Origin of the sequence: Almyronema sp. (genome assembly GCF_052168255.1) — a bacterium.
Classification (GTDB): Bacteria; Cyanobacteriota; Cyanobacteriia; order Phormidesmidales; family Phormidesmidaceae; genus Sphaerothrix; species Sphaerothrix epifaneia.
Genome location: NZ_JBQLZL010000050.1, coordinates 1 through 21,649, shown reverse-complemented (window position 1 = coordinate 21,649; position 21,649 = coordinate 1). Strand labels below are relative to the sequence as shown.

The 21,649-nt window shown below is 50.5% G+C and carries 18 protein-coding genes; 6 read left to right on the top strand and 12 right to left on the bottom strand.

What is annotated here, in order from left to right:
- Positions 1-126: 126 nt before the first annotated feature.
- Positions 127-2,808 carry a DUF3536 domain-containing protein gene (locus ACTS3T_RS11560; RefSeq protein ID WP_377963835.1) on the bottom strand — a complete coding sequence of 894 codons (2,682 nt, stop codon included), beginning with the start codon at positions 2,806-2,808 and terminating at the stop codon, positions 127-129.
- A gap of 485 nt (positions 2,809-3,293) precedes the next feature.
- On the opposite strand from ACTS3T_RS11560, the gene ACTS3T_RS11555 reads away from it, so the two are divergent.
- On the top strand, positions 3,294-6,443 hold the full coding sequence (locus ACTS3T_RS11555; RefSeq protein WP_462934978.1) for an endonuclease/exonuclease/phosphatase family protein: 3,150 nt from the start codon (positions 3,294-3,296) through the stop codon (positions 6,441-6,443).
- 189 nt (positions 6,444-6,632) lie between these two features.
- Here the strand turns inward: ACTS3T_RS11555 and ACTS3T_RS11550 are convergent, their stop codons facing one another.
- Complete coding sequence (locus tag ACTS3T_RS11550) at positions 6,633-6,932, bottom strand: hypothetical protein (protein WP_377963831.1); 300 nt, start codon at positions 6,930-6,932, stop codon at positions 6,633-6,635.
- A 247-nt stretch (positions 6,933-7,179) separates the two neighbouring features.
- On the opposite strand from ACTS3T_RS11550, the gene ACTS3T_RS11545 reads away from it, so the two are divergent.
- Positions 7,180-8,376, top strand: coding sequence for a bifunctional sterol desaturase/short chain dehydrogenase (locus ACTS3T_RS11545; RefSeq protein ID WP_377963829.1), 1,197 nt, complete (start codon positions 7,180-7,182; stop codon positions 8,374-8,376).
- A 205-nt stretch (positions 8,377-8,581) separates the two neighbouring features.
- Here the strand turns inward: ACTS3T_RS11545 and ACTS3T_RS11540 are convergent, their stop codons facing one another.
- The 3 genes from ACTS3T_RS11540 to ACTS3T_RS11530 all read right to left on the bottom strand — a co-directional run bounded on the left by ACTS3T_RS11540 (position 8,582) and on the right by ACTS3T_RS11530 (position 12,363).
- Entirely contained in the window at positions 8,582-9,256 is a 675-nt protein-coding gene (locus tag ACTS3T_RS11540; protein WP_377963827.1) for a pentapeptide repeat-containing protein, read from the bottom strand.
- Positions 9,257-9,273: 17 nt separating this feature from the next.
- Positions 9,274-10,674 carry a DICT sensory domain-containing protein gene (locus ACTS3T_RS11535; RefSeq protein ID WP_377963825.1) on the bottom strand — a complete coding sequence of 467 codons (1,401 nt, stop codon included), beginning with the start codon at positions 10,672-10,674 and terminating at the stop codon, positions 9,274-9,276.
- A 111-nt stretch (positions 10,675-10,785) separates the two neighbouring features.
- On the bottom strand, positions 10,786-12,363 hold the full coding sequence (locus ACTS3T_RS11530; RefSeq protein WP_377963823.1) for a photosystem II high light acclimation radical SAM protein: 1,578 nt from the start codon (positions 12,361-12,363) through the stop codon (positions 10,786-10,788).
- A gap of 594 nt (positions 12,364-12,957) precedes the next feature.
- On the opposite strand from ACTS3T_RS11530, the gene ACTS3T_RS11525 reads away from it, so the two are divergent.
- From ACTS3T_RS11525 to ACTS3T_RS11515, 3 genes are all read left to right on the top strand, one after another.
- On the top strand, positions 12,958-13,296 hold the full coding sequence (locus ACTS3T_RS11525) for a DUF1830 domain-containing protein (protein WP_377963821.1): 339 nt from the start codon (positions 12,958-12,960) through the stop codon (positions 13,294-13,296).
- A gap of 82 nt (positions 13,297-13,378) precedes the next feature.
- Positions 13,379-13,816, top strand: a complete 438-nt coding sequence (locus ACTS3T_RS11520) for a DUF4079 domain-containing protein (protein WP_377963819.1) — start codon at positions 13,379-13,381, stop codon at positions 13,814-13,816.
- Between the two features lie 53 nt (positions 13,817-13,869).
- Positions 13,870-14,460 carry a hypothetical protein gene (locus tag ACTS3T_RS11515; protein WP_462934977.1) on the top strand — a complete coding sequence of 197 codons (591 nt, stop codon included), beginning with the start codon at positions 13,870-13,872 and terminating at the stop codon, positions 14,458-14,460.
- A gap of 185 nt (positions 14,461-14,645) precedes the next feature.
- Here the strand turns inward: ACTS3T_RS11515 and ACTS3T_RS11510 are convergent, their stop codons facing one another.
- The 6 genes from ACTS3T_RS11510 to ACTS3T_RS11485 form a co-directional block, all read right to left on the bottom strand.
- Positions 14,646-15,560, bottom strand: coding sequence for an alpha/beta fold hydrolase (locus tag ACTS3T_RS11510; protein WP_377963815.1), 915 nt, complete (start codon positions 15,558-15,560; stop codon positions 14,646-14,648).
- A gap of 11 nt (positions 15,561-15,571) precedes the next feature.
- On the bottom strand, positions 15,572-16,363 hold the full coding sequence (locus ACTS3T_RS11505; protein WP_377963813.1) for a histidine kinase: 792 nt from the start codon (positions 16,361-16,363) through the stop codon (positions 15,572-15,574).
- Between the two features lie 184 nt (positions 16,364-16,547).
- Positions 16,548-17,600, bottom strand: coding sequence for a DNA topoisomerase IB (locus ACTS3T_RS11500; RefSeq protein ID WP_377963811.1), 1,053 nt, complete (start codon positions 17,598-17,600; stop codon positions 16,548-16,550).
- A gap of 11 nt (positions 17,601-17,611) precedes the next feature.
- The gene (locus ACTS3T_RS11495; RefSeq protein WP_377963809.1) at positions 17,612-18,148 is read right to left on the bottom strand and encodes a hypothetical protein; all 537 of its coding nucleotides are present in this window, start codon (positions 18,146-18,148) and stop codon (positions 17,612-17,614) included.
- A 98-nt stretch (positions 18,149-18,246) separates the two neighbouring features.
- Positions 18,247-18,807: a type 1 glutamine amidotransferase domain-containing protein gene (locus tag ACTS3T_RS11490; protein ID WP_377963807.1), complete on the bottom strand. Its 561-nt coding sequence runs from the start codon at positions 18,805-18,807 to the stop codon at positions 18,247-18,249.
- A gap of 132 nt (positions 18,808-18,939) precedes the next feature.
- Positions 18,940-19,314, bottom strand: a complete 375-nt coding sequence (locus tag ACTS3T_RS11485; protein WP_377963805.1) for a BON domain-containing protein — start codon at positions 19,312-19,314, stop codon at positions 18,940-18,942.
- A gap of 176 nt (positions 19,315-19,490) precedes the next feature.
- Between ACTS3T_RS11485 and ACTS3T_RS11480 the strand changes: the two genes are divergently transcribed.
- A complete protein-coding gene (locus tag ACTS3T_RS11480) occupies positions 19,491-20,141 on the top strand; it encodes a cyclase family protein (RefSeq protein ID WP_377963803.1) in 651 nt (216 codons plus the stop codon).
- Positions 20,142-20,272: 131 nt separating this feature from the next.
- Here the strand turns inward: ACTS3T_RS11480 and ACTS3T_RS11475 are convergent, their stop codons facing one another.
- Positions 20,273-21,142, bottom strand: a complete 870-nt coding sequence (locus ACTS3T_RS11475) for an SDR family oxidoreductase (RefSeq protein ID WP_377963801.1) — start codon at positions 21,140-21,142, stop codon at positions 20,273-20,275.
- Positions 21,143-21,649 lie beyond the last annotated feature (507 nt).

Here is a 21,649-nt window from a genome sequence, read left to right as displayed (position 1 = left end):
GCGATCGCAACTCCGCGTTTGCCCGCATGTTTGAGCTACGCAGTCGCGGGTTTGACGCTCGGGTGGTTTATCGCAGCGTTAGCTATCGCTAATCGACAAAAGCCGCGGGTTGTTTGTTCACCAACGTCAACTGACTTCTGTTGGTCTGGCGTGTTCTTGGGTGAGCAAGTGGGCAATGGGGTGTTCAACATCAACCGCTAGTTGCTGCCCCAAAGTCAGTAGCTGAGCAACCGTCATTGGCTGGTAGCCCTCAGAGGAGAGGTTAGTAGCGTCGGCTTCTGGCAGAGGTTGTTCGTCGAGGGCAAGGGCTGCTTGTAAAAACTGGTAGTACAGCTCTTGGGCGCGATCGAGCGATAAGCCAAGTTGGAGCCGCTCTCCCAGTTCGATTAGCCGCTTAAACCACAAAATATCGTCGTTGACGGTATCAGGCTGATAGTTTTGCAATAGCTGCCACAACCCACTCAACAACAATCGCTCTAAAGTTTCTTTAGCGCCGGGTAAGTTCAGTTTGCAGTCAAAGTGGCTGGCTTCAGTGGCGATCGCCTCTAGATCCGTGATTTGACTCAGGCCAACTTGCAAAGGATGAAGGTGGGGATCGCCCGCCTCTTGCTCTAAACGTCTCAGCGCTTTGAGTGCCCGGTTGCTCAACGCAATTTCAGCCGCGACCTGCAATTCTTGCGGCACGGGTAGGCGATCGCGGTGGAAGGCCATGAGAATGCCGTAGTTATCGCGGTAAACCTGGGTATAGAGCTGATCGAGCCGCTCTAACGTCTCCTGGCTCAAAAGCTGCATAATCCGATGGCGTTCTTCAGCAAAGAGATCTTGCAGGCTGTAGGCTTGTTCGCCAAAGAGCTTGTTTAAGGCTAAAACCGATTGAGCGGCACTGGCCTGACTCAGCACCTCAAACAGCTTGGCTTTGGCGTTGCTATAGTCGAGTCGTCCTCGGAAACGGCGGATGCAGCAGTGGAAGTCCCAGCCACCAATATGCAGCACAGCAAAGGCTAAGCTGGCTTTTTCTCGAGTAATTTCTGAAACAATTTCCAACTGGCCGATGGCTAGCGCCAAGGGTCCCATCCGCTGGCGCTGGTAGTCAACCTGATGAATGCTGTAGCAGTAGATGCGCTGTTCGCGGTGATAGGTGGTAAATAGCGAACTAATGGCATAGTGCGCCGCAACCTGTTCTAGCGTGACGCGAGAGGGGATCGCCAGGTTACGGTAAACCCCGGCTCCATCTTTGAAGTGGCTAACGTTGCTGGGAGCGGCGGCTAAACGCTCAATAAAGTCAGCCTCAAGCTGAATACCTGTGACTTCTCCGGCTAGCTCAATCGCTCTAGCAGCGTAGCGCAAGAGTTGCGTTCCTTCAGGGCGAGAAATCTCTTCAAAGAACCAGCCACAACTGGTATACATCAGCAAAGCATGTCGCTGCATTTCGAGCAGCCGCAAGGCATCGCAAATTTCAGCCGCTTTGAGCGATCGCCGCTGGTAAGCACTAATAAACTGCTCAATATTTTCAACACTGCGATCGCGAATCACCTGTACATAAGCATCACGGGCTTGCCAGGGATCTTGAAACAGTTCGCTGCCAGCCGATTCAAACACAGCTATTAACTGATCCCGCAGCCAGTTCAACGCTTGACGCAGCGGATTGCGCCACTTTTGATGCCACTCACCGCCGCCGCCACAGCCACAGTCGTCTTGCCAGCGATCGACCCCATGAGAACAACTCCAAGCCGTCACAGGTTTGAGTTCAACTTCCCAAGTCGGCGGATTGAGGGTGAGGTAGTAGGCATAGTTAGTCACCAACCAGCCATGCTGCGAAATTTCTTCGGCAACAGCGTAGGCTAATGTTTTTTCAGCGCCGCCGCGATGGTGTCCAAAGGTTTCGCCATCGGTTGCAACAGAAATGAGTTGAGCAGGCCGATGATCCCCACGAACCGCTTGTCCGAGCCGACCGACAAAATGTTGCGAAGTGTTGAGAACTTCGCTGAAGCCCATATCTCTGGAAATAGGGCCATCGTAGAAGAAAATATCGACATAGTTGCGCTTGCCGGGGGAAGCAGGCCGATTGAGAAAACAGCGGTAAGGACGGGTGGGATCGATCTGACCACCGCCAACTTCATGCCACTCTGCCGCAGGGCGATCGCCGTAGCCCATCATCCGGCAGCGCTGAGCCTGAGAAGGTGCCAGGATAATAAAGCGAATATCCTCATCTGCTAGCGCTTCCAGGGTGGGATAATCTACGGCTGTTTCCGCCAACCACATGCCTTCGGGATCGCGACCAAAGCGAGAGCGAAAGTCAGCTTTGCCCCAGCGAATCTGGGTGTACTTATCGCGCTCGTTAGCCAGCGGCAAAATCATGTGGTTATACACTTGAGCGATCGCATTGCCGTGACCGTTAAAGCGCAAACAACTTTTGCGATCGGCCTCTAAAATTCGCTGGTAAGTTTCAAGGTCGTGGCGCTCTAACCAGCTCATCAACGTTGGGCCAATGTTGAAGCTGATGTATTCGTAGTTGTTGACAATGCGGGTAACTTCGCCTTGAGCATTGAGAACACGGGCGAACGCATTGGGTCGATAGCATTCATAAAGAATACGTTCATTCCAGTCATGAAAAGGAGAGGCGCTGGGTTGGCGTTCAATGGCATCTAGGTAAGGATTTTCTCGCGGTGGTTGATAAAAATGGCCATGAATACACACATAAATCCCAGTTGGGCTGGTCAAAGGCGGCACCTGCTCAAGTTGGGCCTTTGCTTGAGCGGCAGAATTAAGCGCCTGAGAATTGGGTATATAGGACATTCGAGAATCCATATCCATTAAAAAGTGTGAGTGCTTTAGCTGAATTGACGGCTGGGTAAAGGGTGGCTGTAGCGATCGCCCTGACGCCAATTAGAGACAGTCAAACTGAAAGTAAACTTTGCTTCAGCAGTATAACGAGACTGTCATTTTCTGTCATTTCTAGAATATCGGGCTTAGCAATCTGACATCAAGCCGCAACTGCTGATTACACAAGACGTAAAGCAGCCCCACAATTGTTTATAGTTTCTTCATTTTTATTTAACTTTTTTTGGTCTTTGCCCCGGCGTGTTCAAAAGAACCCGTAAAGCAACCGCGCAAAATTTGAATCTATGGTGAAGTCTAGCGATCCCTTAACCCTGCATTTACGCGAACTTTACCTTCATCTGAAAACGTTGCCTGTGGAACTACTTAAAAATGACACCGCAATAGGCGTATGGCTAACGCTCTACCAGGAACGGTCATTTGAATTCGCTCTTTTATCCATAAGCTGAGGCAAAATGGCAAGCGTTTTTATCAATGAGATTCACTACGACAACGTCGGCACTGATATCGATGAATTTATCGAAATTGCCGGGATCGCAGGCACAGACCTAACGGGCTGGAGTTTAGTCCTCTACAACGGTACTGATAGTCAACGCAGCCCTTACGACACCCGCATTTTAAGCGGCACCCTAACAGACCAGGGGAATGGCTTTGGCACGCTGGTGATTGACTATCCAACCAACGGTATTCAAAACGGCTCTCCCGATGGGATCGCTTTGGTAGACAACAACGGCAACGTGGTTCAGTTTCTTAGCTACGAGGGCAGTTTTGTCGCGGCAAGTGGGCCTGCTGCGGGCTTGACCAGTACCGATATTGGCGTGAGTGAAACGGCTTCTACGGCAGTCGGCTTTTCTCTACAGCTAACAGGTTCAGGTTCTCAATCTGGTGACTTTACCTGGAGCGATCCCACTACAGCAACGCCCGGTGCTTTTAATTTGGGTCAAACGTTTGGCGGTGCCAGCGGTCCGGCTGCTCCCCTAATTAACGAGTTTGTGTTTAATCATACGGGAAGCGACACCCGTGAGTTTGTCGAAATTTTCGCTGATGCCAATACAGATTATTCCGGGTTTAGTCTGTTACAAATTGAAGGCGATGGCAGCACGGCTGGCCTGGTTGACAGCGTGTTTACAATCGGCAGCACTGATGCCAGTGGCTTCTGGACGACTGGCTTCCAAAGCAATGTATTTGAAAATGGCACGGTGACGCTGTTGCTCGTTGAAAATTTTGCGGGCAGCGTTGGCGACGATCTTGATTTAGATAACGATGGTGTAGTTGATGTCATCGCCTGGGATCGTTTGGTTGATTCGGTGGCAGTTAGCGACGGTGGCAGCGACGATCGCACCTATGCAGCAGCCACTTTGATCCCCGGCTTTGATGGCTTAAATGACTTTACCGTAGGCGGTGCTTCTCGCATTCCCAACGGTGTCGATACCGATACTGCCAATGACTGGGTACGCAACGACTTTGAGCTGGCGGGTATTGATGGCAATGTTGGCACACCCGAAATTGGCGAAGCCTTCAATACGCCGAGGGCTGAAAATGCAGTCGTTGCTGAGACTGATTTAATCCCAATTACAGCGGCCATTTACGACATTCAAGGAGCTGCACAAGTCTCGGCGCTGGTAGGTGAGCGCGTTTTGACCAGCGGCATTGTCACGGCTGTAGACTCCAATGGCTTTTATGTGCAAGACCCAACCGGAGACGGTAACATAGCCACCTCAGACGGCATTTTTGTGTTTACGGGCAGCCGCCCTAGCTTGGTCGCCGGAGACGCGGTGCAAATTGAAGGCACAGTCAGCGAATTTATCCCCGGTGGGGCTAGCACGGGCAACCTGTCAACAACGCAAATCAGCGGCAGTTTAGAAATTACGGTGCTCTCTAGCGGCAATGCCCTGCCAGAGTCCGTCATTTTAGGCCGCAGCGGTCGGGTTCCCCCCCATCAAATCATTGACAACGACGGCAGCTTTTACAACGTTTTGGCAGGGGGTGGCGTTTACGAACCCACTACCGATGGCATTGACTTCTACGAAAGCTTAGAAGGGATGCGGGTGACGGTAGAGGATGCCGTCGCTGTCAGTGGAACCAATCGCTTTGGCGAAATCTTTACGGTTGCCAATCAAGGAGCCGATGCTACCGGACTTAGCGATCGCGGCACTATCAACATCGCCCCAGATGATTTCAACCCAGAGCGCATTCAAATTCAAGAAGACACGGGCATTTTGAACCTGGCCAATGCCTTTGGCAACGTCAATACGGGCGATACGCTGGGCAATGTTACCGGGGTGGTCAGCTACAACTTTGGTAACTACGAAGTCTTGGTTACCGAAGACTTTACGGCCAACATTCAGTCGGCAAACTTGCAAGCTGAGGTTAGCCGCCTCAAACCTGTGGAAGATGGTCTGACGGTGGCTAGCTACAACGTCCTTAACCTCGATCCCAACGATCAAGATGGGGACACCGACGTAGCAGATGGCCGCTTTGAGGCGATCGCTCAGCAAATTGTCAACAACCTCAATGCACCGGATATTATTTCGCTGCAAGAGGTGCAAGACAATGACGGTTCGGTGAATTCTAACGTCACAGCCGCCAATGAAACCTTGCAGCGCCTAGTAGACGCGATCGCTGCCGCAGGTGGCCCGACCTATACATTTGTCGATAACCCCTTCATTGGCGACGACACCAGCGGCGGCCAGCCCGGTGGCAACATCCGAACGGCCTTTCTTTACAATTCTGAGCGGGTAAGTTTGGCGGGCAATCCCCAACTCAACAACCCTTTTGCTGGCTCAATCCAAACCGTCGTCGATCCGCTAGACCAGCAAACCAACCCCAACAATCCTTTCTTTGATACGCGCTTGCCCCTTGTAGGCTACTTCAGCTTTGCCGGCCAGACGATTGCCGTCGTCAACAATCACTTTTCTTCTAAAGGGGGAAGTTCGCCTCTGTTTGGCCAAACCCAACCGGCTGCCAACCTCCAAGAAGATCCCAGCGTCAACGGCAGCTTAGACCAGCGGCGAGCACAAGCACAGGCTGTGATCGACTATCTCGATCACAACAATCTGCTGAACAATCCAAATGCTAAAGCTATTGTTCTCGGCGATCTCAACGAGTTTGAGTTTATTTCTCCAGTGGAGGATATTTTGGGGGGTTCTTTGAACAACCTGACCAACACCCTACCCGCCAATGAACGCTACACCTTCAACTTCGACGGTAACTCTCAGTCCTTAGATCACATTTTGGTGAGCGATGCGCTGCTAGCAGGGGCTGAATTTGATATCGTCCATATCAACACCGAGTTTGCTGAAACTGCCGGACGCGCCAGCGATCACGATCCGCTGTTGGCGCGTTTCGACCTAGAAGGTGCCCCGGTAGGCGGCGACGATGACGAAGAAGGGGATGAACTGCGCTTTGGCGGTCGTCGCGGTCGCTGGAGATCTTTTCATGACGCCAGCCCCGTCGAGCGCTTCAGAAATGAGCCGTTCTCGCTGGGCATGACTTTTTCTTCAGTTCCTGTGTTTATGGGTGAAAACCTGCTGGCTGGCTTTGCCCCCAGTCAGCCATTGGCTCTGCGGGAAAACGCTTTCAGACCTCAATCTCGCTATAGCTAAAGCTGAGGGCAGAGAATAAAAGGCAAGCTTTTCTCTCAGCAGCTTTCGGCAACTGAACTGTTTCAACGCTTGTAGCTACAGCTATAACCGTTTTGGCTCAGTTTAGTCTGGCCTAAAAAATCCCCTAGCTCGACTATGAACTAGGGGATTTATCTTAAACCCAACCGGGAGTGGTATAGAGCCATTGGTCTATTCGTCTTCGCCTTCGACCCGCATCGGTGGCTCCACGGCGTAATTATCTAAACGACCTGCTTCGTCAATACGATAGCCGCTGGTTGTCGTCATACCCGTGCCTTCTTCTTGCTGGTCAACGGCTTCAATATCCTGAACATTTTCAGCGACATCTGCATTGGCCGGAATTTTCATATCAGGCGGATTTACGTCGGTAGTTTGAGCCGTCGTAGCTGCATGCTGGCTACCTGGTGCGCCTTTACCAAATCCGGCTGATTCGGGATCATCTGGCAGATTGCGTTTTTGTTCTTCAGCCATAGAAAGAACCTCTCTAAACTTTTCTTTCTTTAGCTTAAGAATTTACCCCTCAGCGCCGATTCCCCCCGGCGAAATAAAAACAGGGGATCAGCATCTAGCTTTAGAGGGGAATCGTACTAGGCGCTCAAAATGGCGATCGCCTTTAAGCTCAGCAGGTTTTCCGCAATAATATTTAACGTCAGTTCAATATCCGTTTATAAAGCGATCGCATTTTGCATACTCACTTTAGTTATAGAGGCAACGCCAGATGGATTTAGTTTCGCTGGCTATCCAGGGACTCTGGGGCATCAGTTCAATCTTGATGGCTGAGATGATCCGCGACGTTTATCACCTCACCAGTCATTATTGGGGGCCACTCCAGCGTCTCCATAACTGGCACCACAAAGCCTACAAGCGCGACTTTACGCCTGTGAGTGCTGAGCTATATGCCAAAGCACAACTCTACAACGATGTGCCAGAATCACTGTTTATGATGGCGATACTGGCCATGCTCGCGATCGCCAGCGGCCAGCTAGGACTGTGGTTAGGGTTTATCTATGCGGCTGGCTTTTTAACGGCAGCGATCGCGCGATCGCAAGGTTGGCTTAGGTCAACTGACCTGACCCATGAACCTGGCCCCCTGACCGAAATCCCCAGCAATTGGGTGGTCAATCGTACGTATCACTGGCGGCATCATTTTGACGATACAAATGCCTACTATGCAGGCTACTTTACCTTCTTAGATAAACTTGTGGGTTCAGCCGTGTCACTTAAAGGTAAAACCATCGCGGTTACCGGGGCATCCGGCACAATGGGGCAAGCCTTGATCGCAGAATTGGGACGACAAGGGGCAAAGGCGATCGCCATTACCACTTCAGCCAAAACTCAATGGGAGGCTGAGATTCGGGTAATTCACTGGTCTGCCGGACAAGAAGATCAGCTTCGAGACGCCCTAAAAAAAGTAGATATTCTAGTGATCAATCATGGTCTAAACGTTCACGGCGATCGCTCAGCTACAGCTATTGAAACCTCTCTACAGGTCAACGCCCTTTCCGCCTGGAGACTGGCAGAAGTTTTTATGACGACTGTAGAAACCTCTGCGCAGCGGGCTAACAAAGAAATTTGGTTTAATACGTCAGAAGCAGAGGTTAGCCCTGCCTTCAGTCCGCTCTACGAAATTTCTAAACGGCTACTGGGCGACTTGATCACCCTGCGCCGCCTAGATGCTCCCTGTGTAATCCGCAAAATTGTTTTAGGCCCGTTTAAGAGCAATCTCAACCCCATTGGCATTATGTCGGCTGAGTGGGTAGCCAAACAGGTCGTCGCCCTAGCTAAGCGCAACGTTCGCAATATTATTGTCACGGTCAACCCCTTAACCTACCTGGCCTTTCCCCTCAAAGAAAGTAGCCGTTCGCTATATTTCAAATTGTTTTCTAAGCAAAACTCGCCAAAACTGCATAGGTGAAGCCGCTTAGAAATACGTCTTCTTGGCAATCAGCCGTTCAACACACTCCTTGGGGAGCAATCGAGCCGTTGTTTTCAGCTTGAAGACAGCGGCTTTTTTTCAGCCTGTGATAGCAGTAGCCACTTAGGTTGAGGCATTCAAATCGTTAAAAGCCACTGACAGAAAAGCTTTTCCCTCTGCCCTCAGCCTGCAGCCAAAAACCTCACTAAGCCCGAGCGATATCTTTTTGAAAAGCCAGATCTCCTCGGTTTTGCGGCAAATTAGCCCCCACCAGGCAAGCCCCCGTTAAGATGACGCCTTCTAAAATGGCACCGCCTAAATCAGCACAAAGCAGATTAGCACCGCTAAGAGAGGCACCTGATAGCGTCGCGCCCCGCAGGTCAGCCTCTTCTAGGTTGGCGTTGTTAAAAAGCACACCTTGCAGCTCAGCCCGACTCAGGTCAGCCCCATAGAGGTTAGCATCGCTCAAATTAGCGCCCCGCAAATCAGCCCCGCGCAAATCGACCCGTTGTAGATCGACGCCCATTAGATTGACGCCGCTCAAAAAGGCACCTGCCAAACTCGCGCCAGCCAGTCTAGCCCCCATTAAGTTAACACCGCGCAGATTAGCACCCCGCAGATCAGCGCCACTCAGGTCGCTTTGCATTAGGTTTGCGCCCCAGAGGTTAGCTCGCAAATCGGCGCTGATTAATTGGGCACCCATCAAATTTGCCCCTTCTAAATGGGCACGAGCCAAACTTGTCCGGCTAAAGTCAACCCCCACCAAGCTAGCTCCCGCGAGCTGAATACCAGCCAAATCTAGGTCAGAAAGGTCTTCGTCATCCAAAGTAGTTCCGGCTAGATGGGTCAGTTGACCGGAGCGAATCGCGTCAATATCCATGAGCAAGATTACAAAAGTTAAGAAATCTGGGGTGAGGTCGATTGGGTGGAATCTGCAGCCACTTCAACGTCAGGGTGGAGCAAACCTGCTCCCATCGTTACTTTGGTCGGGATGCTAGGAAGGCTCAGCCCTTGCTGTAGACCTCGAACAATCAGTCCCAAGATCTCAGTCAGCTTTGGATCCCAGCGAATACCCTGTTCAGTTTGACAGTCTTTCAAAGCAAGAGAAAGCGGTTCACTCAGATCGCTTTGTTCAGGCGTTTGAGTCAGCTCACGACCTTTGAGATCGGCTACTCGCTGTTGAAAAGCGGCTGCTAAACCCAAAATCCGAGATTCTAGAGGAATTTGATCCCCACTCAAATGGGCTGGTTGCCCAGAGCCATCCCACCATTCTGTTTGATGGGTAATAATTTCAGCCACAGCCCTTAAGCGAGGCATCCGTCGCAGCACCTGGGCACCAGGTACCAGCGGACAGCTAGGAGCCGCTTCGTTAGCCGTTGGATCAATCGGTAAAGGAGCAATACGGTGCAGCAAACTGGCCAACCGCAGACGCTGTAGCTGCCACGCGGGCAAGTCAATCAGCTGACCTACCATTTCCGCTAGTGAGGCAACTTCTGTTGCCGCATAGGGATTGCTGGGATCGGCTAAATCAGCCAGTTGCGCCATCCGCAAAAAAGCCTGCATTTCGTTAGAAACCAGGTTCGAGTTGAGAGCCTCGACAAAGTCGAAGGATTCAGCCCCAAAGAGCGAAGCTTGGCTGGACTGTAGATAATCGACCACCCGCGAAACCACGCTACCCAAGCCATCGGCGGTTGAAACTTCATTCACCTGATGGGCAATGTGGTCGTAGTGCTGTTGCAAGTGGGCTTGCAGTTCGGGCTGATAGCGTCCTATATGGGCGATCGCCAACTGCACCGTTTCTTGAATTAGCTGCGGCTCGAATGTCCAGAAACCATAGAACTTACGCTCTAAGTCGTGATCAGGGCGACCTTGAACGCCATAATCTTCTTCTGATAGCTCCTGGCAAAGCACCATAGCTGTATAGTCAGGCGCAAAAATAATCAGGTGCCATTCTTGCGAGACGGGATCGCTAGGATCAAGCTCTACTAGAGCAACGTTACTTCGCTGACTGGTGGGATGGCTTTGAAAACCCGTATCTGCCGCCGCCATTATGGCAATTTGGCTTGCCTGATCCGCGATCGCCCCGTAGCGATCGGCTTCTTGCAAGTACCACTTCCCCTGCTGAAAGGCAGCAATCACCAGCGGTTGGCTGTTCATTGCCAAAATGCAGTCTTCTAGAGCATGGCACAACGCTACCAGCGTGTTTTTGTAATAAACGCCGAAGTTGAGCGGGCTTTGTTCCGCTGAATCAGCCTGGTGATTACAAACCAGTTGTCTTAGTATGGATCCCTCTAACATAACCTTGCGCTCTGCCTGCTATAGCCCACCGTAAAATCGCTTATCTCCATCATCTCAAATAGAACAAGTGTAATACTTTGTATTGAATCCAAGTCTTAACAATTACGACAGCTACCTCGGTGACACGGTGGCCAGCGAGCGACGCGTCGCTTCAATCGGAGCAGACAAAGCCGCTTCTAAAGGAGCTTGACCCAAGCGCTCTTCTAAAATATCAATCACTTCCCGGCCAAAGTCATGCGGATTTTGTCGCCATGCCTGTAAGCAAACTTCGCCCAAAAAAGAACCCAGCGGTTCTGGATTCCACAGCAGTTTGCGAGCAGTCCAAGGCATCACACTCATGGGGTTGTAACCTGGCTTGAGAATATTGTGTTCAAAAGCGTAGTCTTCTAGATGAGTATGAGGCTGCAACCCAATAAAAAAGATGGCTGGCTCTACTTTATCGCGGCCAAAAATGGCTTCTAACGCTCGGTGATAAGCCACCGTTTGGCGAATCGTTTCAGGTCGTTCGTCGATGACATTAAACGAATAGTTGACTGAAACTAGGTCGTTAAATCCGGCAGCTTTGAGATCTCGGCAGTTTTCCAATACTGTGCGCAGGTTATATCCCATGCGCATTTTTCGTACCAGCTCTTGGGAACCGCTGGTAATGCCGATCTCAAAGTAATTCATCCCTGTTTTGACCATCAGGTCACATAGTTCTGGCGTCAGGTTGTCGGCTCGAATGTAGGCTGCCCAGTGAATGTCTTTCATTCCGGCTGCCAAGATTTTTTCTAATAGCGCGATCGCATCGGCAATAAACCGCCGCGCCGGAATAAACTGCGCATCGGTAAACCAAAAATTACGAATACCGCGATCGTAAAGCTGCCGCATTTCTGCTACAACTTCGTCGGCAGGGTTAATGCGCACCTGCTTGCCTTCAATCACGGTATAAACGCAATAGCAACAGTTGTGAGGGCAACCCCGCTTGGTTTGTACTCCAACGTAAAAGTCTTGAGCTTGCAGATAGTACTCAAATTCAGGCCAAATGCGCTCGATATAAGCATAGTTGCAGGCTGTTTTTTCGATCGGGGTGGGCCACTCATGAATCAGGCGATCGCGCGGAACCGTTTCACCCACGATGTAGCAGCGCTCCGCTAAGATATCTTGCCGCTGTAGCATTTTCTCTAACAGCGCTTCGCCTTCCCCCACCGAGATGATGGTACCTTTGGGCAGCATAGCGCCTAGCTGTTCGTAAAAAACGCTGACGGCTCCTCCACCGACCACGGTTTTTACCTCAGGACAATAGCGACGAGCTCGCTTGATCCCTCGCTTGATTAAGCCTAAATTTTGCCATAGCTCACTGTAGTAAGCCGTTGTCACTCGCAGTCCGCCTAGTGCTCCCCGCAACTTGACCAGCGGATTGCGGGCGTAAAAGACTTCAAAAGCGTTTTGCAGCGGGTTGCCGCCTCGTCCACCGACGGGGGCATAAATTTGAATGTCGCGCCACGAAAACACCAGCATTGAAGGCTGAAAGGCATCAATACACGCATCTAAAGCGGCGTTGTAATCGAGCGGCGGGATCGTCCCCAAGTCAAAAATCCGCTGCTCAACCTCAGGAAAACCCTTATGAACATGGTCAGCCAGATAAACAACCCCAATCGGAAAAATTGGGTTGCACGGTAGGCGGACATAGAGGATGCGATCGTTCATAGCGAGTACCTGAGTCCGTTGAGTAGCAACATGAAGCCAACGGTAGCAAAATGCTACCCCTGGAAAAGTCAACTCAGCCTGAGCGCATCTGGCCGTTAGCGATCGCTATTCCAGCCACGGCTCAGGTAGAGTTTCTTAAATAAAGTCATATATCTTTACGATAACACTCACCTTTAACCCTGGGGACACCGCTTGAAGACATCCTCCTCGATCGGTTATTTATGGAAACAATAACCGTCGATTTGGCTTTGGTGAGCGTGCTGGCTAGCCTGCTCAATTCAAGGCTTTTGAGCGGTTTTGGTGGCTAGTTTCAGAAACAAACCAGAACTATGGTATAAAAGACTAATATTTAATGTTTTCTTCAACATACGGTTGATTTTGGCCATAAACTCAACTGCGGACTGACGCCTCAGCTCAGCTACTACTACTTAAGCCAGATGTAACATCGTCAGGAGAGTTATTAAGGGGCATCAACTCTTTTTTCAAAAAATTAAGCAAAAGGCCGCGTTGGTAGTCGCCTTTACAACCCACTGGGATCGCTGAATGCTAACCTAATTGCAGTAGTGATGCGAGCAGCTAAGTCCCAGGTACCCTATGGCACAAATTCTTGATCCCCTGCCACCCGAAAGCAACAGTGATATACTCTGCTGTTATGTAAATGCGACGAGCAAAATTCAGATTGCTCGAATTACCAACGTTCCAAACTGGTATTTTGAGCGGGTCGTATTTCCCGGTCAGCGTCTTATTTTTGAGGCGTTGCCGACAGCGCAGCTAGAAATTCACACGGGCATGATGGCCAGCGCTATTTTGTCGGACACCATTCCCTGTAGCCGCCTGACGGTGGATGACGCTCAACCGCCAGCGGCTCCCCCGGTTTCTATGCCTAGCCGAGAAGCCGTTCCCGCAGGGATGGCAGCGGTTCCTGCCGAATAATCAACCAGGGTTAACGAGGATGCTTAGCTCAGGTCGTCGTGTACGCTAGGAAGTAGTTTTCCGTAGTTACTCTGTACACACATTGGACTTACCCTCTTTTCTCTGGCTCTGGCGAATTGCCGCTTGGTCGATGGGGTTTACCTTATCGGCCTATCTTGTTTTGGCGGTTAGTGGTGGGTGGATTTCTTTTTCTCGCCAAACCCAGCGATCGCGACCTGGCTGGTTACGTCCTTTACATTACACGGTGGGCGGCATCATGGTAGCCTTGGTGCTGCTACTGCTCGCCATTGGCATTGTGGGCACGTTAGGAGAATACGGTAGTCTGGGGCACTCGATGCATTTGCCTGCCGGACTAGACGTGGTAGCGCTGGTCGTGCTTTCAGCGAGCAGTGCCATTTTCATCAGCCCTCAACGACCCTGGGTGAGGTATTTGCATGTTGGCACCAATCTTTTGCTGTTAGGCGCGCTAGCAGTTGTAACGCTAACGGGCTGGCAAGTGGTACAAAAGTATTTGCCATAGCCGTTTGTCTTAAATTAACCCGTAACCCGTGCTTGATGTTGCCAAAAAAATCTGTGAGCTTTCCCCCTGCCGATCGTCTGAGCGATCCCGCGTTAACACCTATTCCCCCAGGGGGCGATAGGTTTCCCCTTTCTCCTTTGGTTCGCCTGACGCTGCTGACTTTTTATCTAGCGCTAACGCTACCCCTGCCTTTCTTAGCGCAGGTGACGGCTGCTTCTATGCCAATTAGCCTTTTGGTGACGAGCTTAGGGTTGGGTGGTTTGATCCTTTACGGTGTGCTCAGTGAGCAGGTGATAACGACTGAGACGGGTATTCAGGTTACCTATCCGGCCTGGGTACGTTTTTTTTGGCGCAAAGGCTGGCAGCTTGACTGGGATCAGATCAAAGCCCTTAAGCCCCGCTCGACCGGACAGGGCGGTATTGTCTATTACTTTGTCAGTCAAGCCGATACGGCTTACCTGCTACCCATGCGAGTCGCCGGATTTGCGCGTTTGGTCAGACAAGTAGCCGCCAAAACTCAGATCGATACGCGCGATGTTCGTCCGCTGTCTCAGCCTTGGATGTATTTGATTTTGCTGAGTCTGACGCTGCTACTGCTGCTGGTCGATGGCTGGACGATAGCCACCGCGATCGCTTTGCCCTGACGTCAACAACGGTACGGCATCAGTTGCCAGGAGGCGGGTTTCATGGGATAAGCAATCAACAGGTTTGAGCGCCCCCTTACGGAGGACGCTCAAGCCGTTAAACCCGCAGGTTTATAGCTGTAGCCATAAGCGTTGAAACGCTCAAATAGCTGCAAGCCCCTGACCCAAAAGCTTTCCTTTTGCTCTTAGCCTTCTGACTGTAGCGATACCTGTTCTAACTCAGTCATAAAGCGACGCAAGAGGCCAATAGTAACAGCCGGAAGCTCTAGCTGGGGAGTAAACCCGACATCATCCCATTGGTAAAAAATGCGAATCGCTTGAGGGTTCATTTTAGCTAAGCGGCTACCAACTTCTGGGCCAGTGTATTCTGTCGATCGCCCCCAAATCATCGCCGTGGGGATGGTGAGTTGCTCAATGTATTCAGTTAGATCAAAGCACAAATCACCCCGAACAAAAGCCAAAGCAGCATATTCAGCGTTAGGCTGCTGAGCTGATTGCAGATAAGCTTCTACCATTTCACTGTAGACGCGATCGCTTTGGGCAAACTGGCGTTGCTCTAAAAAGCTGCGAATTCCGAAGCTAGTGGCTACGCCAGCTTTATAGAGAAACTGGTCGATAACAGGGGTGCCAGCCAGCTGCGTAAAAAAGTTGTCGCGATAGTTATTGTTGAATTCCAACAAACCCGCCGCTGTTGTCAAAATCAGCCAACGGAAAAGCTCAGGCCGAGCGATCGCAGCTCGAATCACAAAAGCGGCCGTCAAGGCTGACGCAATGACCCGTGTTGGCCCTTCGCTAACCTGGGGTAAAAACTCCAGAATGGCTGTGATAAAGTCTTCTGGAATGTACTTGCGCTCTGGATGAGCCGATCGACCCCAGCCAATTAAATCCGGGGCAATGATGCGAAACTCAGAGGCAAAAGCGGGGTAAACCTTAGACCATTCATAAGCTGAGGAGCCGCCGCCGAAGCCATGTAAAAACACTAGCGTCGGGGCGGTGGCCGACTGGGCGTTTTGCCAGGGTTCAGCCTTGTTGGTGTAGTAAACCATTTCCCCTAGCGTGGTGGGAACCGCTTCTTGAACAAACCCTTTAGGAATAAACATAAAACACAGGATTATTTTAGAGAAGAATTAGAAGCGTCATCGTCGCTCAAAACGCTGGCCGAAGCTTGCCAAAGGGCTTGAAGTTTGCGTTTGATATCTTGCTCTTTGCGGGCTAAGGCTTTGCCAGCTTCAGCCATTTTTTGCTGAAATTCAGAGTGTTTGGCCTGAACGTTGCTGCTGATTTCTTCGCCCTGAGGCCGAATCCCTTCGTACCAGCTGTTGGCTTTGTCTAAATGTTGCTTAATTTCTTCGTAGCGTTCACCATAGCGAGCCGCTAAATTAGCCTGCAAAATAGAAAGCTGCGTTTGCAACTGGGCGTAGCGCTTTTGCAGCAAATTGGCCTCTTCGCTGTTTTTTACCGTTGCGATCGCTTCGGCAATGGCTGCTTTTAAGTCGCTAGAGCTTTCTTGGGTCGTTGTTAGTTGAACGTCGTCTAAAATTTCTTCCGCTTCTACTTCGATGGCCTTTTCTTCGTTAGCAATTTTGGTTTGCAACTGCTCAATTTCAGCTTGGGTTTGAGCAATAAACTGACGCCGTCTTTGGCTAATCGCTTCGAGTCCGCCTTCGAGGGAAGCTTCAACGTCAGATTTTAAATCGCTACCGCGATCGCGAAAAGCTTCTACCACAGCGACAATGGCATCTTTGAAGACTACGCGCATTTCTTGCGTTCCTTCTTTGAGTTCAGCCGTAGCCTGAGCGACTGCACTGCGGACAATTTCTTTTAAGCGATCGCCGCGCAGTTTGCCAGTGGTTTTAGCTTGCTCAATGTCAGCTTGAATTCTCGTTTTAATGTCGTCAGTCATAATTTCTCTCAAGTGAGCTTATAGAAGTTTGCTTATTAGCTAACAGTGCTTAGGTGATTGATGGGAGCAATTACCGGGTCGGTTGGGGAAAAACTAAACCAGCGCTAGGGCTTAGCATCCTCTTTAAGGGTGGCGCACCCAGCCCCAAGCGAACTCTCCCAGAGGACAGAAAGCGTTGCTGTAGCTATGATTTATCAAGTTTGTTTAAGATTTTGAGTACGGCTTGCTCGGGTGGACGCAGATGATCAGAGGTTTTAGCCACTTTAGCTGCCAGCGCTTCTTGCACTACAGGAATCAGCCAGTCTTCGCTATACGCCGTTAAAATGCCGGGATGAACGTAGTATTTGCGACAGGTTGCGGCTCGGTTGCCTAACTGCTTTGCAACTGCTTTAACCGCCTGCACCACGTTATGCTGCGCCTGTTTGTCAGATTCAAACCGCCCCAGCTTGACCAGTTCTTGCGCGGCCAGCACTGTACCCGCCCAGGTACGAAATTCTTTAGCCGTAAAGTCTTGTCCGGTTACCTGCTGCAAATATTCGTTGACATCGCCAGAGTCTATAGTTTGGCGATCGCCTGCTTGGTCAAAGTATTGAAACAGTTCATAACCGGGGATATCACGACAGCGTTTGACGATTTTAGCCAGACGCCGATCGCTCAAGGCAATTTCGTGTTCAACGCCACTTTTGCCCCGAAACTGAAACTGCAACCGTTGACCCGAAATTTTGACGTGGCGATCGCGTAGCGTGGTTAGCCCAAAGGACTGATTTTCTTGGGCATATTCAGCATTGCCTACGCGAATGAGGGTCGTTTCTAGCAGTTTAACGACAGTTGCTAGCACCTTTTCGCGCGAAAGCTGTCTTTGGCGAATGTGCTGATCAACCTGCGATCGCAAATCTGACAACCCCAGCCCAAAAGGCAACATTCGTTCAAACTTAGCCTGGTTGCGAACTTGTCGCCACTGCGGATGATAGCGGTATTGCTTGCGACCTTTGGCATCTCGTCCGGTCGCCTGCAAATGTCCTTTCGGGTCGCTACAAATCCACACTTCCTGCCAGGACGGGGGGATGGCAAGCGCCTCAATGCGATCGCGGACTGAATCAGACTGAATGTGTTCCCCCTCGGCATTGAGGTAAGTAAACCCTCGTCCCCAAGGGCGTCGCTCAATGCCAGGGGTCGTATCGCTGACGTAGCGCAACCCTGCCTGCTGAGCAGATTTTTTCGGATCGACAACGGGCAAGGCAACGGCTCCTAAACGTGGCGATTTTGGTTGAGATATTGACCCGCCATAGCCATGGCATCTCCAATGTCGAAGTCGCCATCGCGGTCAGTATCAAGAAAGGCACTGAGTACCGAGTTGCTCTTACGCGGGCCTGACTGGCTGACTGCCCCAGTTTTGAGCAGGTTTAAAATAACAGGTACCAAAATAGGCAGCATTGCCTGAATGGTGCCGGCATTCACCCCTGTTTTTTGAGCCGCTTCTTGTACCATCTGGCTTTGCTGTTGCGGGTTAAAAAGCGCCTGCACAGCACTCTGGCTAGGAGAAATACCGCTATAACGGTTGACCAGCGCTTCGGCTTGTTCTTCTCCCTGGCTTTGTCGGGTTGTCTTCAAATTAGAGCGAACGTAGCCCCCCACAATCGAGGCCAGCGCCTGTGTGGTGGCCGAGTCAACCCCTTGGCTTTGAGCCAGCGCCTGTACCGTGCTTAAAATGCTGTCTAATTGCCCGGTACTGGCTTCTCGTTCAGGGCTGTTGACGGCGTCTACAATGCGGTTAAAAAGTCCCATAGATTAGATCTCAACCAAAAATACCAGTTTAATCGTCACAGGGGCACACCGCTGTGTACCCCTTAGGATTAACCTAAAGCCAATGGCTTAAGTTTTGACTAAGCCGAAACGGGCTGCTTACTAGCTGCGATCGCTTCAATCATTTCCTGGTTAAAGGCAGGAATATCGTCTGGCTTACGACTGGTAATTAACCCTCGATCGGTCACAACCTCTTGATCCACCCAGAGTCCACCTGCATTTTGCAAATCTGTCCGCAGTGACGGCCACGAGGTCAACTTGCGGCCTCTAACAACATCGGCTTCAGCCAGCGACCACGGCCCATGACAAATAGCAGCTACAGGCTTGTTGGCGCTAAAGAAGTCTCTGACAAAAGCAACTGCCTTTTCGTTTACCCGCAGTTGATCAGGATTGACCGTACCGCCAGGTAGCAACAGCGCGTCATAGTTGCTGGCTTTGGCCTTGTCTAAGGCAACATCTACCGGGAAGTAATCGGCTTTATCGTAATGGTTCCAACCTTGAACGCGATCGCTTTCTGGCGAAATGATATGAGTTTCAGCTCCAGCCGCATCCAGTGCTTGGCGTGGCTGGGTGAGTTCGACTTGCTCGAAGCCGTTGGCGACGAGAATAGCGACTTTTCTTCCAGTTAAATCTTGTGCCATAAAATGTTTTCCTTTGTTTCGTATCATCAAGAGCAGAGCAATTTGAGTTTTGTAACCCTGCTTTATAAGCCTGGTTTTACACAGATTGAACAGCGCTGCTTAACCAAACCTAAATTTTGAGTAGCTGACTAATTAATCCACCGTCAATTGACTAGCATCGACGTCGTTAGCCCCTTTGACCCGACTCGCTACCGCCACCATTTTGTCTATGGCGGCTTGGTTAGGAGCTTTACCCTTAAGCACAACTTGACTGCTGAGCTGGGCGACATAAACGGTTTCAATATCGTCTAACTCAGGGTCTTGATCAAAAGCAACCGCTACTCGCTTAGCTAGGCCGCTTTGGTCGTATTTGCCATCTGGGCCTAGTCGTTCTAAAGGAATTTCTGGCTGTTTAGCCGTACGGGTATTGACGACTGAATCTCCGGCAGGCTGCTTCACTTTTTGGGCGACGGCTGCCGGCTGAGCCGCTTTTTCTTCTTTACCAAAAAGTCGGCTAAACCAACCCATAAGTTATTTCCTCGTTTCTTTAAATGCTTGCAAATAGCGTTCTTTTATTAAAAGAAATCAAACCCGTCTTTGACTTCCCTCATAGGAATGAGGCTGGCTCATCCACAAGATATATGCGCGCGATCGCGTTACTCGTTACTGTCTAGAAGTTCTTTAAAAGATTTATCAGGAGCTTTATGGATCAGCCTTCAATGCAGTGGATTGATATTTCGATGACCATTCACAGCGGTATGGCCTATTGGCCTGACAACCCCCCGGTCGAAATTACCCCTAGCCAGTGCATTGCCCACGGCGACGTTTGTAATGTGTCTCAGCTTTCGCTGGGTTCCCACACAGGCACCCATGTAGACGCGCTGCGTCACTTTATCAAAGACGATTTAGGCATTGACGCCATGCCCTTGGAAACCACTATCGGCCCCGCGCGGGTTATTGCGATCGCCGATCCCGAATCTATCAAGGCCGAAGAACTAAAGCAGCATCAGATCAAATCAGGGGAACGCCTGCTGTTTAAAACTCGTAATTCCGAACAGCCGCAGCGCACAGAATCGTTCATGAAAGATTTTGTCTACATTGCCACTGACGGGGCTGAATATTTGGCCGAGCAAAAAGTACGATTAGTCGGCGTTGACTATCTTTCGGTCGGCCAGTATCAGGGCAATGTAGTTGAAGTTCACAAAGCCTTGCTAGGGTCAGGCATTTGGGCAATCGAGGGCTTAATGCTTAAGGATGTTGCCCCTGGCCAGTATGAGCTAATTTGTTTGCCCATCAAAATCGCCAACGGCGATGCAGGCTTAGCCAGAGCAGTCTTACGCCCCCTCATCGGCTAGCAAAGACGACCTAAAAGTATCACAGCATCACTCTAACCAATGATTCTGGCTCAGTCTGTCTGGAACATGCCAACAACCCGCTGCTAGCTAAAGCTGTAGCCACCCAAGCACTGACCCCCCTCAATAGCTGCTTAGCTCGATAGCTGTCCTCCCGTAACGTCCAATAAAGCCCCGGTCACAAAACTGCTGTCTTGGGCAGCCATGAACACATAGGCTGGGGCCAGTTCTTCGGGTTGGGCGGCTCGCGACAAGGCGTTGTCGGTGTCGTAGTTATCGACTTTTTCAATGGGCATTGTGGCGGGAATATTGGGTGTCCAGACTGGCCCTGGCACAACCGCATTGACGCGAATATGGCGTTCAGCCAGGTTCAAAGCCAGAGATTTCGTAAAAGCATGAACAGCTCCTTTACTGGTAGCATAATCAATCAACATGCCTTTGCCGATTTTGCCGACAATGCTGCCTGTATTGATAATGACATCGCCTTCCGCCAGATGAGGCAGCGCCGCTTTAACCATATAAAAATAGCCAAAAATATTGGTTTCTAGCGTTTGGCGAAACTGAACTTCGCTCAAGTCTTCAAATTTTTCCTGGGTCATCTGAAACGCGGCATTGTTCACCAAAATGTTGAGCTGGCCGAATTTTTCGATGGTTTGTTTGACCGTATCTTGACAGTCTTCAGGTCGCCGCACGTCCATTTTGATGACTAAGCACTGGCCACCGCGCTTTTCAACTTCGGCTTGTGTGGTTTGGGCATCGTCGTCGTTTTTGTTATAGGTAATTGTGACCTGTGCCCCTTCTAGCGCATAGGCGATCGCCACAGCGCGGCCAATTCCAGAATCACCCCCCGTAATAATGGCAACTTTGTCTTTTAACTTATTGGCGGGTTGATAGTTAGATAAGTCGCTATCCGGCTGAGGCGTCATTTTTGACTGTTTAGCTGGATAGGGTTGTTTTTGGCCTGGAATTTGGTCTGGAGTGGGTCGCTTTTCTTGGCTTTGCATAATCGTTACTTTTGAAATTTAGTCAATAGGTTCTATACCGCTGTTTGGCATAGATTGAGTCTAGGCAATGCTATAGGTGTTTGACTTTTACAACATGCTGCTAAGGAAAGATTTAGCCGCGTCAGGAGGCTATGCCCTGGGCTAAACTCAGCGTCTAACCAGAGGGTGATTTAAGGCAGCCTGAAGGAAATCTATACTACAAATGAATTGATTCATCATTAATTCGTCAGACTGGATGGGTGTTTTGCCGTTGTGACCCATTGCTTGCATACCGAAGGAGAGCGACGCCAGGTATCAAGACAGTCTAGGCAATAGCTGATGTTGAGGTGGTGCAGAGTTTCTGTCGCTTCCTCTGCTTTATAGCTACCGATGGAGGACGAAACTCCTCATCAGAGCGGTCAAAGGTAGCCATGATCTCAACATCAGCTTTTGCTCAGTAGTTTTTGGCGCTTGTTTTGCCAGTAAACCTTTGCCGAGGTTTAGGGCCGTTCAAACTGGAGCTTGTTA